A 16,272-nucleotide genomic window follows, 5' to 3' on the forward strand; every position below is an offset into this window, starting at 1 on the left:
GAACAGGATCTTTTTTCTTATCAGTCATGTAGTGAAGCATCGGTTTTTGTTGTGAAAACAAAAATGGACTTGGCCCAACAGGCTGACCTTTCTTTTGTTAAACAACCCATTTATCCTATTTCTATCAAGACGGGGGAAGGTCTTGATCATCTCAAGAATGCTATATCAGAGTTTCTTTTGGGTGATTATTTGACCGAATCGGATTCGGTAATGTTGGTTGAACAGCGTCACTATGACTCGTTGTTGTCTGCCAGACGATGTCTAGAGAATGTTCGTCTGTCTCTCGATATAGGGCAATCTTTAGAATTCCTCGCTTTTGATATTCGTGATTCACTACAATATCTTGGGTATATATCCGGTGAAACCACAACGGATAGTGTTTTGGCTGGTATTTTTTCCAAATTCTGTATAGGTAAGTAAATGTTCCACGTGGAACATTTCACGAAAAATAAGAATGTCTAGTTACGGTAAAGAATATGATGTCATTGTGGTTGGGGCTGGACACGCAGGCTGTGAGGCTGCTCTCGCCGCCGCCCGCATGGGTTGTATGACGTTGCTGTTAACAATGGGCTTGGATACTGTTGCCCAGATGTCATGTAATCCTGCAATTGGCGGTTTGGCAAAAGGACACTTGGTCACAGAAATTGACGCATTGGGAGGTGAAATGGGATTGAATATCGATGCTACGGGTATTCAATTCCGGCGCCTGAATATGAAAAAGGGGCCTGCGGTTCGTGCTGGTAGGGCACAGGCTGACCGGATGGCTTATAGCGGCAGGATGAAATCGGTGGTTGAGAGTGAGCCGCTGCTCGATTTAAAACAGGGAACAGTTGTAAGGTTGCTCGCGGAAAATCAAAAAATTACCGGCGTAAAAATACGTGAAGGTTTGGTTTTTAATGCTCGTACGGTTGTGCTGACAACCGGAACTTTTATGCGTGGATTGATTCATATCGGTTTGAATAATTATTCCGGCGGAAGGGCAGGTGAGCCTGCATCAGAGGGGCTCTCCGATTGTTTAAAAGATTTGGGCTTGCAAGTAGGGAGGTTAAAAACCGGAACCCCCGCAAGATTGTCTGCCCGCTCAATCGATTTTTCCAAACTTGAAAGACAGCCTGGTGACGAACGGATAAAGCCCTTTTCCTTTATGACGCAAAAGATCGATCGGAAACAGGTAGATTGTCATATTTCATATACCAACGAAAAAACCCATCAAATTATCCGCGATAACTTAGATAAGTCGGCATTGTTTTCCGGAGCGATTGAAGGTATAGGCCCGCGCTATTGTCCTTCAATTGAGGATAAGGTGGTGCGCTTCCCTGATAAGAATTCTCATCAGACCTTTATTGAGCCGGAGGGGGTGGCGAGCCACGAAATGTATCCGAGTGGGATGTCAACCTCACTGCCGCCCGATATTCAATTGCGGTTTTTTCGCACCATGGTCGGGTTGGAGAATGTTGAGTTAATGCGTCCGGGGTACGCTATTGAATACGATTTTGTTGAGCCGACCCAGTTGCGTTTGACGCTTGAGACACGAACGGTGAAAGGTCTATATCATGCTGGGCAGGTCAATGGAACCTCTGGCTATGAAGAGGCTGCAGCACAAGGTTTGTTAGCAGGAATAAACGCTGCACTGTTTTGTAAAGAGAAGGAGCAATTGATTATTGGTCGTGAACAGGGTTATCTCGGAGTTATGGTCGATGACCTAATTACACAGCCGACGGTCGAGCCTTATCGCATGTTTACTTCAAGGTCGGAGTATCGCTTGTTGTTGCGAGAGGATAATGCCGATCAACGTCTGACCCCGCTCGGCAGGAAAATCGGGTTGGTGAAGGACGAGCGCTGGCGCCTGTATGAAGAGAAACAAAATCAAGTAGAGCAGGGCAAGGCTTTGTTGGAAACTCAGAAAGTGACATCTGCCAATAAGGCGTTGGTAGAAAAATATAATCTTGGAAATTTGAAGAGCGGTTTGTCTCTGGAGACACTTTTGCGCCGGCCGGAAATAAAGATAGAACAACTTGCCGAAGATTTTTCTGATTTGGGATGTTTAAGTGATGCAGCATTGGAGCAGTTGGAAATAGCAATAAAATATGAAGGTTATATTGATCGGCAGAAAGAAATGGTTGAACGCTATCGGGATTTTGAAAATGTAAATATCCCAGAAAATATCGATTATTTTCAAGTTGATAGTCTGTCAACTGAGGTGCGGGAAAAATTGACCGAGGTGCAACCGGTAACACTTGGTCAGGCAGGACGAATTCAGGGAGTGACACCTGCCGCTATTGCTATTCTAAATATCTACTTGCGGAAGAAGTACCGTGGATGAAACTCTAACTTCAGGCCTGGAAAAAATGTCGATAGACCTTTCTGCGGAAATTATCGCAAAAGAAGAACGGTTTATAGATGAGATGATGCGTTGGAATGAAAGGATCAGTCTAACCTCGATTCGCGATCGGGGTGAGGCGTTAGAAAAGCATCTGCTGGATTCGTTGGTATTGCTAAAATATCTTCCACCGCAGGGCCGATTGCTGGATATGGGGTCAGGTGCCGGTTTGCCGGGGATACCCTTGGCGATAGCTAATCCGAGATTACAGGTAGTTTCTGTTGACAGTGTCGGCAAGAAGATAAATTTTCAGACACATGTCAGGCGACTATTGAAACTAGAAAATCTGGAACCGATTCATGCGCGCTTGGAGGATGTCGCCGACAAAAAGTTTGAGCTTGTTACGGCGCGGGCTCTGAGTAACTTTTCTTCCCTAGTCACTTGGGCAGCACCCCTGCAAAATGAAGGTGGGGTACTACTGCTCATGAAAGGACCGGAAAGTTCAGCAGAATTTCAGGAATATTTGGCCGGAGAAAATGCCAATCGGTATGGCATTAGGGATATAGTTGCCTATCAACTTCCTTTTAGCGGTTCAAAACGCGAAATATTTATCCTCATCAGATCTTCATATTGAGCAAATTTTTTCAAAAATTGACAATTTCTTGGAGCAGTCGCTGAATTGGGCTGAATTTAGATACTGTCTATGATAATCTCTGAAATTCTTCTGCATAAGGAGTTTAGATGATGGCTAAAATTATTGCCGTAGCCAACCAGAAAGGTGGGGTTGGCAAAACCACGACTGCAGTGAATCTTTCGGCTTCTTTAGCCGCTGCTGAAAAGAAAACCCTGTTGGTTGATATTGACCCGCAGGCGAATGCCTGTAGTGGTCTTGGGATTGATAAAACAGAAGCAATATCAACTGTTTATAATGTTTTGTTGGGTGAGGCTAGCGCTGCCGATGTAATTCGTTATACCGAGCTTGATTGCCTGCACGTCATGCCATCAACGACCGATTTGATTGGAGCCGAAATCGAGCTGATTGAATCGCCGGATCGAGATAAACGACTAAAGCAGGAATTGGATAAAATCAGTGATCAATACGAATATATAATTATTGATTGCCCACCCTCACTCAGCCTATTGACAGTCAATGCGCTCTGTGCAGCGAATTCGGTTCTCGTCCCCCTGCAATGTGAGTTTTATGCGATGGAAGGTTTGGGACAGTTGATGCAGACCATTCGTTTGGTGCAGCAGGAACTGAATCCTGGCTTGGAAATAGGTGGCATACTGTTGACCATGTTCGATGGACGGAACAACCTTTGCCACCAGGTAAGTGATGAAATCAAGACTCACTTTGGCGACAAAGTATTTAATACGGTGGTGCCGCGGAATGTTCGCTTGTCGGAGGCACCTAGTTATGGACTGCCAGCGTTGATGTACGATATTGGCTCGCGTGGTGCCCAGGCATATATGGGACTTGCGAAAGAATTACTGTCAGGAGGGGGTAATGGCTAAACCGAAGCGCCCGGCTTTGGGAAAAGGGATCGGAGCGTTGCTCAGTTCAGCTGCCCAGGAAGGTGGAAAAAAATATTTTTCATGCCCGATCGAGGAGTTGCGGCCACATGGTCAGCAGCCACGAAAAACCTTTGACGATGCGAAGATGGCGGAGTTGGTTGCTTCGATCAAGGAAAAAGGGGTTATCCAGCCGTTGGTGATCCGCCAGATGGCGGATCACTATCAAATTATTGCCGGTGAGCGCCGTTGGCGTGCCGCGCAAAAAGCCGGTTTGGAGAGAGTTCCCGTAGTAATTCAAGATGTTACGGAAGATTGGGCGCTCGAGGTTGCACTGATTGAAAACATACAACGTGAAGATCTCAACCCCTTGGAAGAGGCGACCGCCTATCGTCATCTGATGGACAATTTTGACCTCTCCCAGGAGGAGGTTGCCAAACGGGTTGGCAAAGAACGCTCTACCGTGGCGAATGCGTTGCGGTTGCTGCGATTGCCGAATAAAGTCAAGGACGATCTCCTCTCCAACAGGTTGTCGATGGGGCACGCTCGGGCACTTCTGTCGCTTGATGAGGATGAAGATATTTTCGAGGCCAGTGAAGAAGTCATCCGGAAAAAACTTTCGGTGCGCGAGACTGAAAAGCTGGTAAAAAAAATAAAGAATTTTACCGGGACAAAAGCGCCGGTTGAAAAACCAGTCAAAGAGATCGACCCGAATCTGTTGGAGTTGGAATCATCTCTTAAGCAGACTTTGGGAGCCCAGGTGAAAGTGACCTCGAAAGGAAAGGGGGGAAGGATCGAGATCAGCTATCACGATCAGGTGGAGTTGGAGCGGTTGTTGGAATTGTTCGGCGTGACGATTTGATTTGCGACAATTCCTTTTCTTTTAAATATGGTGAAGTCTATGTTCGGCGGAAAAAAGCAGGAGCAAACGCAGATGAAAAAACCGATGGCAATCGATAAAGCGGAAATAAAAGCGTTTCTTGGGCCAGGGAGTAAATTCGAAGGAAAGTTAAGTTTTGATGAGATGGTCCGTCTCGATGGCAGCTTTTGTGGCGAAATTAAATCGAGCGATACGCTGATTGTCGGCGATACTGCGGAGATCGAAGGGGATATTAGCGTCGGTGCGTTGATTTTAAGCGGACGTTTCACGGGAAATATTGTAGCTTCCAGTTTGGTTGAGCTACGTGCTCCAGCGAAGGTTGAGGGTTCGCTGCAGACTCCGGTTTTGAAAATTGAAGAGAACGTAATATTTAACGGCGATATCAAAATGACCATGAACAGCGTCGAGGAAGCGAGCTTCGACCCAGCTAAATAGCCGTTCTGTGCGAATCTGAGAATAAAATTAAGTTGCTATTTGACTCGAACGGCGTTGTAAAATTACAGTAATGTTTCTTGACACGGCTGCATTGTTGTGGTAGCTATGCGTTGCTTTGGCCCAAGGGGCCATATTTTTACGACTTCAGTTCTTGTATACAGTATACCTAAAAATACTAACTATATAATCAAGAGGTGAGTTAGGTGATCAGTGTTAACTGGACTCTAGGTCTGCAGTTTGTCAATTTTATTATCCTGCTGATAATTCTCAATAAATTGCTTTATCGGCCGCTGATGAATATCATCGCGGAGCGGCGTGAGGCAATTGAAGGCTCGCATGGCCGGGCCAAGAGCCTTGAGGCGGATATCGAAGACAAAATGCAACGGTATCAGCAGCAGCTTAGCGAAGCAAAGTTTGCCGCCAACGAGGAGCGCAACAGTCTGAAGAAGGCTGCGAGCGCGGAAGAAGCAAAAATTCTTTCCGAAGCTCAAGGAAAAGCGACCGCTAGGCTTCAGACAATTAAGGCGCAAGTCGGCAAAGAAGCTGCTGCAGCAAGCAAAACACTCAAGAGCGATGCGGAATCGTTGGCTGGACAGATTGCCACCAAGATTCTCGGTCGCGAACTGGCTTAGATATCAGGAAGGGTTGATTTAGTTATGTACAAGAAGAAAACAACTGTTCTGCTGACATCCTTGCTGGTCCTGCTGCTGGCCGGGGTAGCTTTTGCCTCGGGTGAAGCACATCATGTCGATAGCGGTGTTTTGCTGAAAGACTTCCTCTGGCGGATCCTGAACTTTGGCTGCGTTGTCGCAATTTTGGTTTACTTCCTGCGCAAGCCGCTGAAGAAGGGGCTTGCCGGCCGTACTGAAGAGATTGAAAAAGCACTCGCTGAGGCCAAGCAGGCCAAGGAAGAAGCGGAAGCCAAGTTTGCCGAGTACGATCACAAACTGGACAAGGCGACTGAAGAGATTGCTGAATTGGGCGAAACAATCCGTCGCGAAGGCGAGCTGGAGAAGCAGAGAATCATCGAGAACGCCAAACAAGCGGCGGTCAAAATCGAGCAGGATGCTGAAAAAGCTGCTGAGCTGGAAGTAGCCAAGGCACGCCAGGAGCTGCAGAAGGAAGCCGCAGCCCTTGCTGTTGAAATGGCTGAAAATTTATTGAAGAAGAGCTTCACCAAAGACGATGATACCCGTCTGATCGACGAGTATATGCAGAAGGTGGGAGAGTTACATTGAGTAGCAGTGCGATTGGAATAAGGTACGCCAAGGCGCTGCTCAACATTGCTTCGGAGCAGAAGCAGGTTGAGCCTTATGCGGAAGAGTTGGCGAATGTCGCGTCGGTTCTGAAGAGCGAAGATCTGTTGCGTCTGTTGCTCGACAGCCCGACCTTTCCTTTGGAAAAGAAGATGGCCATTCTGGGCGATCTTTGCGAACTGCTCAAGTTGAGCGAGGGGATGAAAACATTCCTCAGTCTGCTCCTTGAGAAAGATCGTATCGCTTATGTTCCACAGATCGATCTGAATTATCGCAAGTTTGCCGATGAGCTTTCCGGTGTGGTGCGGGCCAAGATTACCTCGGCCAGCAAGCTAACCAAGGCACGCTCGGAAGCAATCAAGAACGGTCTTGAGACGCAGACCGGCAAGCAGGTCGTGCTGACGCTTGAAACGGATAAATCGCTGATCGGCGGCATCCAGGCCGAGATGGGCGGTAAACTTTTTGACGGTAGTGTGAAAACCCAGCTGAAACGGATTGAAGATACCTTAGCAAAGGGGTGATAGGATATCATGGAAATCAGAGCAGAAGAAATCAGCGCGATTATCAAGAAGCAGATTGAAGACTTTGGTCGCGAAGTAGAAGTTAGCGAAACCGGTACCATCATCTCGGTTGGTGACGGTATCGCCCGTATTCACGGTCTCGACAAGGCAATGTCAGGTGAGCTTCTCGAATTCCCCGGTGGTACCATGGGGATGGTTCTCAACCTCGAGGAAGACAACGTCGGTGCGGCGATTCTCGGTGATTCTGAACACATCAAGGAAGGTGACCTGGTCAAGCGGACTGAACAGATCGTGCAGGTTCCGGTTGGCGAGGCACTGATCGGCCGAGTTGTCAACGGTATCGGGATTCCGATTGACGGCAAAGGCGACATCAAGACCGACACCTACAGCCAAGTTGAGATCAAGGCTCCAGGTATCGTAGCTCGAAAGTCAGTTCACGAGCCAATGCAGACCGGTCTCAAGGCGATCGATGCAATGGTTCCGATTGGTCGTGGTCAGCGGGAACTGATCATCGGTGACCGTCAGACCGGTAAAACCGCGGTTGCTACTGATACCATTATCAACCAGAAAGGCAACGGCGTTGTTTGTATCTACGTCGCTATCGGTCAGAAGCGTTCCACCGTTGCTCAGGTTGTTGAGAAGCTGCGTCAGCACGGCGCGATGGATTATACCATCGTTGTTTCGGCGACCGCATCCGACCCGGCTCCGCTGCAGTTTATCGCACCGTACACCGGTGTTACCATGGGTGAGTTCTTCCGCGACAACAGCAAGCACGCCCTGATTATTTATGATGACCTCTCCAAGCAGGCGGTTGCTTATCGTCAGCTTTCCTTGCTGCTTCGTCGTCCGCCAGGACGTGAGGCATTCCCGGGTGACGTTTTCTACCTGCACAGCCGGTTGCTCGAGCGTGCTGCAAAGCTCTCCGATGCAGAAGGCGCAGGTTCGCTGACCGCTCTGCCGGTTATCGAAACCCAGGCTGGTGACGTTTCGGCTTACATCCCGACCAACGTTATATCGATTACCGATGGTCAGATCTTCCTTGAAACTGACCTTTTCTACTCGGGTGTCCGCCCGGCGATCAACGTCGGTCTGTCGGTTTCCCGGGTCGGTGGTTCTGCGCAAGTCAAGGCGATGAAGCAGGTTGCCGGTACCTTGCGACTGGCTCTTGCTCAGTATCGTGAGATGGCTGCTTTTGCCCAGTTCGGCTCTGACCTCGACGCCGCAACCCAGAAGCAGCTCAACCGTGGTGCCCGTCTGGTTGAGATCCTCAAGCAGGGTCAGTACAAGCCGATGCCTGTTGCGACCCAGGTTCTCGCCATCTACGCTGCCAATAACGGTTACGTTGATGAATACCCGACTACTGCTGTTCAGCGTTACGAGAGCGAAATGCTCGCTTTCATGGATGCTCAGCATAGCGATATCGTTAAAGAGTTGACTGAACAGAACAAGATTGACGATGATCTGGAAGCGAAGATCAAGTCGGCTTTGGATGAATTCAAAGGTCAGTTTGTAGCCTGATTCGATAAGGGTTTGGACAGATGCCAAGTCTGAAGGATATTAAAAAACGGATCGGCTCGGTTAAAAATACCCAGCAGATCACTAAGGCGATGAAGATGGTCGCCGCGGCCAAGCTGCGTCGCGCTCAGGACGCCGCTGTTGCTGCTCGCCCTTACGCGGAGAAGCTTCAGTCGGTACTCTCGAATCTGGCGGCGCGTGAAGAGTCTGATGCCCATCCACTGCTTAGCCAGCGTGGCAACAGCCGTGCCCTGGTCGTGTTGATGACTGCCGATCGGGGTCTCTGTGGCGGCTTTAACGCTAACGTCTCGAAAGAGGCGGAGCGCTTTATCCGTGTCAATGAGCTGGGTTTCGATGACATCGATCTGATGATTATTGGCCGCAAAGGACGTGATTTTCTCAAGAGCCGTCTCGGTGACAAAATCGTCAAGGTTTATGAGAACATCACAACTGATGCAACCTATAAAACTGCTCAGCTGATCGGTCAGGACGTTGTCGAAGCATACGGCGAAGAGAAGTATGACGCCGTTTATGTCCTCTACAATGCATTCCAGAGTGCCATTGTGCAGAACGTGACGCTGGAGCAGGTTCTACCTATTCAGCCTAAAGAAGCTGGTGATGCCACTGAGGATGCTATCGACTATATCTACGAGCCGGACAAGGCCGGGGTTCTTTCCGAGATTCTGCCGAAGATGGTTGAGGTCCAGTTTTTCCGTGGTCTGCTCGAGTCGAACGCTTCAGAGCAGGGTGCCCGGATGTCGGCGATGGACAGTGCCAGCCGGAATGCTTCGGAGATGATTGGTAAATTGACGCTGCAGTATAACCGTGCACGTCAGGCTGCCATCACCAAGGAGCTGATGGAAATTATCTCCGGTGCTGAATCGATTAAGTAAGTAAGGTTTCAGACATATAAAGCTTATTCCGCTGGGATAAGGAGGAAAGGTACAGTTATGAACAAGGGAAAGATCACACAGGTTATTGGTCCTGTTGTTGACGTCGAGTTCGAGCCGGGCAAGCTGCCGGAGATCTTCCACGCAGTTAAAATCACCAACCCTTCCTTGGGCGAAGGTGAGTGGAATCTGGTATGTGAGGTTGCTCAGCACCTCGGCGAGAACACCGTCCGGACCATCGCGATGGACGCAACCGAAGGTCTGGTTCGAGGGCAGGAAGTTCTCGATACCGGCGACCAGATTCTGATGCCGGTTGGACCGAAGACACTCGGTCGGATTATGAACGTTGTTGGCGAGCCGGTTGACGAGATGGGTCCGGTCGGTTCAGACAAGGCTTGGGGTATTCACCGTCCTGCGCCGGAATTCATTAACCAGTCGACCAAGGTCGAGGCTTTCGAAACCGGTATCAAGGTCGTTGATCTGCTCGCCCCTTACTCACGGGGTGGTAAGATCGGTTTGTTCGGTGGTGCCGGTGTCGGTAAAACCGTTCTGATCATGGAGCTGATCAACAACGTTGCTCAGCAGCACGGTGGTTTCTCGGTTTTTGCTGGCGTCGGTGAGCGGACTCGTGAGGGTAACGATCTGTGGGAAGAGATGAAAGAGTCTGGCGTTCTCGACAAAGCAGCTCTGATCTACGGCCAGATGAACGAGCCTCCAGGAGCTCGGGCTCGGGTTGCCCTGTCGGCACTGACTGTTGCTGAATACTTCCGCGATGAGGAAGGTCAGGACGTGTTGTTGTTCGTCGACAACATCTTCCGTTTCACCCAAGCTGGTTCGGAGGTTTCGGCACTGCTTGGTCGGATTCCTTCCGCTGTTGGTTATCAGCCGACTCTGTCGACCGAGATGGGTGAGTTGCAGGAGAGAATCACCACCACCGACAAAGGTTCCATCACTTCGGTTCAGGCGATCTATGTCCCTGCTGATGACTTGACTGACCCGGCTCCGGCGACCGCGTTTGCTCACTTGGACGCCACCACGGTTCTTTCGCGTCAGATTGCCGAACTCGGTATCTACCCTGCGGTTGACCCGCTCGACTCCACCAGCCGTATCCTCGATCCGCAGGTAATCGGCGAAGAGCACTACAAGGTTGCTCGTGACGTCCAGTATGTGCTTCAGCGCTACAAGGATCTGCAGGACATTATCGCTATCCTCGGGATGGACGAACTTTCAGAGGAAGACAAGCTGGTTGTTGCCCGTGCCCGTAAAATTCAGCGTTTCCTCTCGCAACCGTTCCACGTGGCTGAGGTCTTCACCGGTTCCCCGGGTAAGTACGTTGAACTCAAGGACACTATCAAGGGTTTCCAGGAGATCCTCGACGGTAAGCATGATGGTTTGCCTGAGCAGGCTTTCTACCTTGTTGGAACCATCGAAGAGGCGATCGAAAAAGCCAAGAGCATGGCAGCCTAATCGGGTACAGAGACAAGATTCAAACGTAAAGGACAGTCGCAATGGCTGATAAGTTTACACTAGAAATGGTGACCCCCTACAAGAAGGTACTCTCGGAGGAGGTCGATGAGATCACGGCTCCCGGCTTTGTTGGTGAGTTGGGTCTTCTCCCAGGGCACACACCGCTGCTGACGACCCTTAAGGTAGGTGAACTATCCTACAAAAAGGGTGGCCAACAATTTCATGTTGCTGTGAACTGGGGCTATCTTGAAGTGGCAGAGGATACTGTTACTGTGCTGGTTGATACTGCTGAGAAAGCGGATGAAATAGATCTTAAACGGGCACAAGCTGCGTTGGGTCGCGCTGAAGATGCTTTGAAGACATTGTCGGAGGAAGACAAGCAGTTCAAAGTTATGGAAGCTGCCCTTGAGAGGGCGCTTATCCGAATTCAGGTTGCCAGCAAAAAATAGCAAAAACTTTAAAATGAACCGAAAAAGGCGCCTCTGGTTAGAGGCGCCTTTTTCATTTGGATAAAGTTCTGTCAACAAAATCGAATCTGAAACGTTTGTACAGCTAGAAAGGAACTAACTAAAAACCTAACACTGCCAGAACTAAATTGCATTGACAATGGTATTGTTTCTGATATTAATTTACAAATCAGGTGGATGGAATAAGCAGGTTATCTATCTAATATTTAATGCATATTTACTGAAGTGTAAACTTTTCACAACTGATTCGCTCTCAGTCTGTGTGTTGTTTTGCTAACATGTAGGGCCGGCGCTACATTAGCTGTCATGGCAGGCAAACCGCCTGAAGGCTATTGAATGATTGCCCTTAAAAAACCTGAACGGTTGACCTGTTACACGATAGCCATATCCTATGCTTCGTTGGGCGGGATGTGGACTTTTTTTTCCGACAGTTTGTTTGCGGTACTCCTCAATCAGCCGGAAATTTCCCACAAATCGGTGGCGTTGAGTCACTGGCTTTTCATCGCGCTGTCTGCACTCCTTCTCTACTGGCTGCTTCGTTTCTGGGATGTCGCTATCAGTTATTCTCAGGAGTCCTTGCGTGAAGTGAATCGTGCATTACGCGGTATCAGCGAATGTACCAAGGCGATAACCAGAATCACTGACGAACAGGAATTGATGCAGGAGATCTGCAGAATTTTTGTCATGATTGGTGGATATCGCTTTGCTTGGGTCGGGTTTGCCGAACAGGATGAAGGCAAAACGTTGCGCCCAGTAGCTCACTGGGGCTACGAGGATAACTTCATCTGCACCATGCAAGCCTCTTGGGATGACAACGAACAGGGACGGGGGCCTGCTGGTACCACGATCAGAACGAGGAAAACGACTGTTTTCCAGAATTTCAAAACCAATCCAGATTATTTGCCTTGGCGGGAAAAAGCACTCAAATGTGGTTATGCGTCAGGGATCTCATTGCCGTTGACTGAAGGTGAAACCGTATTCGGTGCCCTTGTGATCTTTTCTCCCGAGATCAACGCATTCGATGCAGATGAAATTACCAGGATGGAAGAACTTGCGGCTGACCTTTCCTATGGCATTAAGACGATCCGCATGAATGTCGAACGAGAGCGAGCCTTAGAAGAAAAGATGTTGCTGGCGGCGGCGATCGAACAGGCGTCCAACGGGGTAATGACATTTGATAAAGACGGAATAATCCAATATATGAACTCCTCTTACGAAAAAATATGTGCCCCGAATGTAGAGACACCGTTAGGAAAAAGTATCCACACTATTGATTGCTGGCTTAGCAATGAGGAGTACTATGCAGCTGTTATTAAGGCCGTCGAAACGGGAAACTTGCAGAGTGGACATTTCGATAACCGTTATGTCGATGGGCCACGAAGTGAAATAGACGCTCGAATCTCACCCGTCTTGGGTAATGGCGGTGTTGTAAGTCGATATGTCGTTATCGTGCGTGATGTTACCCACGAGTTTCAACTTGAAATGCAGCTGCGACAGGCTCAGAAACTGGAAGCAATAGCAACTTTGTCCGGAGGAATCGCGCATGATTTCAACAATATTTTAGCTGTCATTATCACCAACACAGAGATGGCTTTGGAAGACATCCCCGATGACAACCCGCTAAAAAAACAGCTTGAACTTGTGCTCAAAGCGGGTTTTCGGGGGAAAAATCTGGTACGTCAAATACTCACGCTTAGTCGACGTACTGAACAGGAGCGGCAACCGGTTAATCTGGAGAGTATCGTTGAGGAATGTTTCAACCTGTTACGAGCTACCTTGCCGAAGACGATTGAGGTTAAAAAATGGCTGGCAAGTGACTTGGGGATGATTTCTGCCGATCCAACGCAAATTCACCAAGTGGTCATGAACCTTTGTACCAACGCGGGCGATGCAATGCTGGAAACCGGTGGTGCGTTGAAAGTTGTGATAGAAGAGGTGGAACTTGATGAAGATGCCTGCAGAGCATATGCGGGGCTAACTCCAGGCGACTACATTGAGTTGCAGGTTTCAGACACCGGGCATGGCATGACTCGGGAGGTGATGGAACGGATATTTGATCCTTTCTATTCAACCAAAACCCAAGGAAAAGGGACGGGGCTGGGGTTGTCGGTAGTGCACGGGATTATTAAGAGTCATGAAGGGGCCATTACGGTTGACAGCGTACAGGGGCGGGGGACGATCTTCTCCGTTCTATTTCCAAAGATGAAAGTATTTCACGAGGTTCCGCAACTCCAAGTTTTACCGGCGACGGCAAAGGGTAGTGGGAAAATCCTGTTCGTCGATGATGAAGAGGATTATGTGCTGACCCAGGCAAAGATGATAGAGCGGCTCGGATATCAAGTTGTAGCGGAGACTGACAGCCGAAAAACCCTAGAGCTGTTCCGTTGCTCGCCTCGCGATTTCGACCTGGTGATCACCGATCTTACCATGCCGCATTTAACCGGTGACATGTTGGCCAGAGAATTGCTGGCGATCAGGGCCGATATCCCGATCGTCCTTTGTTCCGGATCTGCTCCGGAAACCAATTCGATTCTGACAGCAGAAAAATCCCGCGCGATAGGAATTCGTGAAGTGCTGTTAAAACCGGTTGATAAAGAGCAGATGGATCAAGTGATCCGCCGCCAATTGAATATACCTGAATTAGCCACTTCTCGGGGGGCATATGTCGAATATTCTTATCATTGATGATGACGATATGATGTGTTCAACGCTCACCTCCTTGGTTGAGCGGAAAAACCATTCTGTAACCAGCTGTATGACCTTGCAGGAAGGGCTGACAACGGCCAACCAGAACGATTTCGACGTGGTGTTTCTTGATGTGAAAATGCCTGATGGGAACGGATTGGAAGCGTTACCGAAAATTGAGGCTTGCCCGTCCTCGCCGGAAGTGATCATCATGACCGGTTTCGGAGATGCAAGCGGTGCTGAACTGGCGATCAAAAGCGGGGCCTGGGATTACATTGAAAAGGGGTTTTCGGTCAAGGAGATTACCCTCTCGCTTGAACGGGCCCTTCAGTATCGTAACGAAAAGCGAGAGGTCTCTCAGGCGCGTAAGGCGGCGACCCTGAAACGGGACAATATTATTGGTAATAGCGTCAGCTTGAAAGCCTGCCTGGATCTGGTGGCGCAATCGGCGGAAAGCGACGCCAACGTTTTTATTACAGGAGAAACCGGGACCGGTAAGGAACTGTTCGCCCGAGCTGTTCACGAAAACAGTCGCCGCTGCAAAGAGAACTTTATAGTCGTTGATTGTACCTCCTTGCCGGAAACACTTGTAGAAAGCCTGCTGTTTGGCCATGAAAAGGGATCATTTACTGGTGCTGACAAAGCACATGATGGTCTGGTGCAGCAGGCCAATAATGGGACTCTGTTCCTCGATGAAGTTGGTGAGTTGCCGATGTCGCTACAAAAAGCTTTCCTGCGCGTTTTGCAGGAGCATCGTTTCCGCCCTCTCGGTAGCAATAAGGAGATGGATAGCGATTTTCGCCTGGTTGCGGCAACCAATCGCGATCTTGACGAAATGGTCAATCAAGGGAAGTTTCGCAGTGATCTGCTGTTTCGTTTGCGCTCATTTATCATCGAACTACCTCCGCTGCGGGAGCGACGGGAAGATATTCGTGACCTGACCCGGTTTCATATCGACAAGTGTTGCGACCGGTACGGGATTCCATCAAAAGGATTTTCCCCGGAATTCATTGAAACCCTCTGTACTTATTCCTGGCCCGGCAATGTGCGGGAATTCGTCAATACCATCGATCGCACGATAGCCACCGCCCGTTTCGAGCAAACCTTATTTCCTAAGCATCTGCCTAATCACATCCGGGTTCAGGTGGCCCAGTCCTCGCTGGAATCCTCGAACAGTGAAGATGCGGTTGTCTCCGGCAAACAAGTGCATCGGCTGCCCAAATTGCATGAGTTCCGTGAAACCATCTACGCCCAGGCAGAGAAACAGTACCTGCAGGATCTTACCGAGGTTACTGGCAAGGATATTCCGGAAGCTTGCCGCATCTCTGGTCTGTCTCAATCGCGGCTTTATGCGCTGTTGAAAAAATACTCCATCTCCCGCAACGCTTGAGTTGACAGTCTTCCACATCAACAGGAAATTTTCCTGTCGGGCAAGAAAGTTCTTGCCCGACAGGGATTCTGCCCACCTTTAAATCTCCATAACTGTAGAGAACAATTGATGTAATCGCTTCAAAGGCATTGGCATACCTGCTGCTATGTAACCAGTATCTGGTTCTGTGGAACAATCGAAAGGTGATTGTGACATGAAAAAAAAGCAGACTCGAAGTGTAGGACAGGAAAACTCTTTGCCCGGTTCCGGCAGCCGCTATGAACTGGACTTACAAGCTGCCTGTAGCTGGGATCTGCTGCAACCTTTGATCGTTTGTGTGCAGCTGCCGGGAATTGAGGAAAAGCAGCTGGATATTAGGTTGGCTGGAAATGTCCTGACGATCAAGGAAGCCGAGCCGCGGGCGCTGCAGTTAAGCGATTTGCAGCGCTCTGAAATAGTGGGTAACAGCCAGGCGCTTAAGGCTTGCCTCGATCAGGTTGCGGCTGCTGCGCAAAGCGAAGCGTGTGTGTTGGTCTGTGGCGAAACAGGAACCGGCAAGGAACTTTTCGCGCGAGCTATTCATCAGAACAGCAGCAGGAACGGAAAGAATTTCGTTGTAGTTGACTGTCGTTCAATTCCGGAATCGATTGCCGAAAAATTGATCCTTGGCCACGCAGGAGAGGATCGTTTCGGGCATAGTGGGCTTTTGTCACAAGCAAACCGAGGGACCTTGTTTCTCGATGAAGTTGCCGATCTCCCCTCTTCAACGCAAAAGTTATTCTGTCAACTGCTGCAAGACGGTAAGTATAGGCCGGTCGGCCCAACCTCCGATGTTCGTGTCGAATTTCGCCTGGTATCCGCGACAAACCGCAACTTGCGACGGATGGTTGCCCAAGGAAAATTCAATCCAGAGCTGTATACCTTGATACAGCCTTTGCTAGTTGAAGTTCCTCCC

The 16,272-nt window shown here is 49.2% G+C and carries 15 protein-coding genes and 1 pseudogene; all 16 read left to right on the forward strand.

Annotation, left to right across the window (positions count from 1 at the left end; translation table 11 throughout):
- Window positions 1-420 (forward strand): annotated as a pseudogene (locus Q7J88_RS09240) (tRNA uridine-5-carboxymethylaminomethyl(34) synthesis GTPase MnmE); the annotation flags it as partial.
- 34 nt (window positions 421-454) lie between these two features.
- Window positions 455-2,323 carry a tRNA uridine-5-carboxymethylaminomethyl(34) synthesis enzyme MnmG gene (mnmG, locus tag Q7J88_RS09245; protein ID WP_303721887.1) on the forward strand — a complete coding sequence of 623 codons (1,869 nt, stop codon included), beginning with the start codon at window positions 455-457 and terminating at the stop codon, window positions 2,321-2,323.
- The gene (gene rsmG / locus Q7J88_RS09250; RefSeq protein ID WP_303721888.1) at window positions 2,316-2,954 is read left to right on the forward strand and encodes a 16S rRNA (guanine(527)-N(7))-methyltransferase RsmG; all 639 of its coding nucleotides are present in this window, start codon (window positions 2,316-2,318) and stop codon (window positions 2,952-2,954) included. The genes mnmG and rsmG overlap by 8 nt, the downstream gene beginning before the upstream one ends.
- Before the next feature lie 110 nt (window positions 2,955-3,064).
- Window positions 3,065-3,835 carry a ParA family protein gene (locus tag Q7J88_RS09255; protein ID WP_303721902.1) on the forward strand — a complete coding sequence of 257 codons (771 nt, stop codon included), beginning with the start codon at window positions 3,065-3,067 and terminating at the stop codon, window positions 3,833-3,835.
- Window positions 3,828-4,694 carry a ParB/RepB/Spo0J family partition protein gene (locus Q7J88_RS09260; RefSeq protein WP_303721889.1) on the forward strand — a complete coding sequence of 289 codons (867 nt, stop codon included), beginning with the start codon at window positions 3,828-3,830 and terminating at the stop codon, window positions 4,692-4,694. The genes Q7J88_RS09255 and Q7J88_RS09260 overlap by 8 nt, the downstream gene beginning before the upstream one ends.
- Before the next feature lie 72 nt (window positions 4,695-4,766).
- Window positions 4,767-5,147 (forward strand): polymer-forming cytoskeletal protein, encoded by a 381-nt coding sequence (locus Q7J88_RS09265; protein ID WP_303721890.1) that lies wholly within the window; start codon window positions 4,767-4,769, stop codon window positions 5,145-5,147.
- A gap of 203 nt (window positions 5,148-5,350) precedes the next feature.
- A complete protein-coding gene (locus Q7J88_RS09270; protein WP_303721891.1) occupies window positions 5,351-5,779 on the forward strand; it encodes a hypothetical protein in 429 nt (142 codons plus the stop codon).
- A 24-nt stretch (window positions 5,780-5,803) separates the two neighbouring features.
- Window positions 5,804-6,385, forward strand: a complete 582-nt coding sequence (locus Q7J88_RS09275) for an ATP synthase F0 subunit B (RefSeq protein WP_303721892.1) — start codon at window positions 5,804-5,806, stop codon at window positions 6,383-6,385.
- Complete coding sequence (gene atpH, locus Q7J88_RS09280; protein WP_303721893.1) at window positions 6,382-6,924, forward strand: ATP synthase F1 subunit delta; 543 nt, start codon at window positions 6,382-6,384, stop codon at window positions 6,922-6,924. The genes Q7J88_RS09275 and atpH overlap by 4 nt, the downstream gene beginning before the upstream one ends.
- Before the next feature lie 9 nt (window positions 6,925-6,933).
- A complete protein-coding gene (atpA, locus tag Q7J88_RS09285) occupies window positions 6,934-8,442 on the forward strand; it encodes a F0F1 ATP synthase subunit alpha (protein ID WP_303721894.1) in 1,509 nt (502 codons plus the stop codon).
- A 20-nt stretch (window positions 8,443-8,462) separates the two neighbouring features.
- Window positions 8,463-9,332: an ATP synthase F1 subunit gamma gene (atpG, locus tag Q7J88_RS09290; RefSeq protein WP_303721895.1), complete on the forward strand. Its 870-nt coding sequence runs from the start codon at window positions 8,463-8,465 to the stop codon at window positions 9,330-9,332.
- 57 nt (window positions 9,333-9,389) lie between these two features.
- Window positions 9,390-10,796, forward strand: a complete 1,407-nt coding sequence (atpD, locus tag Q7J88_RS09295) for a F0F1 ATP synthase subunit beta (protein ID WP_303721896.1) — start codon at window positions 9,390-9,392, stop codon at window positions 10,794-10,796.
- Window positions 10,797-10,837: 41 nt separating this feature from the next.
- Window positions 10,838-11,245 carry a F0F1 ATP synthase subunit epsilon gene (locus Q7J88_RS09300; RefSeq protein WP_303721897.1) on the forward strand — a complete coding sequence of 136 codons (408 nt, stop codon included), beginning with the start codon at window positions 10,838-10,840 and terminating at the stop codon, window positions 11,243-11,245.
- Window positions 11,246-11,599: 354 nt separating this feature from the next.
- Window positions 11,600-13,948 (forward strand): ATP-binding protein, encoded by a 2,349-nt coding sequence (locus tag Q7J88_RS09305; RefSeq protein WP_303721898.1) that lies wholly within the window; start codon window positions 11,600-11,602, stop codon window positions 13,946-13,948.
- The gene (locus tag Q7J88_RS09310; RefSeq protein WP_303721899.1) at window positions 13,926-15,338 is read left to right on the forward strand and encodes a sigma-54 dependent transcriptional regulator; all 1,413 of its coding nucleotides are present in this window, start codon (window positions 13,926-13,928) and stop codon (window positions 15,336-15,338) included. Before Q7J88_RS09305 ends, Q7J88_RS09310 begins: the two co-directional genes overlap by 23 nt.
- A 193-nt stretch (window positions 15,339-15,531) precedes the next feature.
- Window positions 15,532-16,272: sigma 54-interacting transcriptional regulator (locus tag Q7J88_RS09315; RefSeq protein WP_303721900.1), on the forward strand; the 741-nt coding region annotated here is incomplete at its 3' end.

This window comes from Malonomonas rubra (assembly GCF_003247215.1).
Classification (GTDB): Bacteria; Desulfobacterota; Desulfuromonadia; order Desulfuromonadales; family Geopsychrobacteraceae; genus Malonomonas; species Malonomonas rubra_A.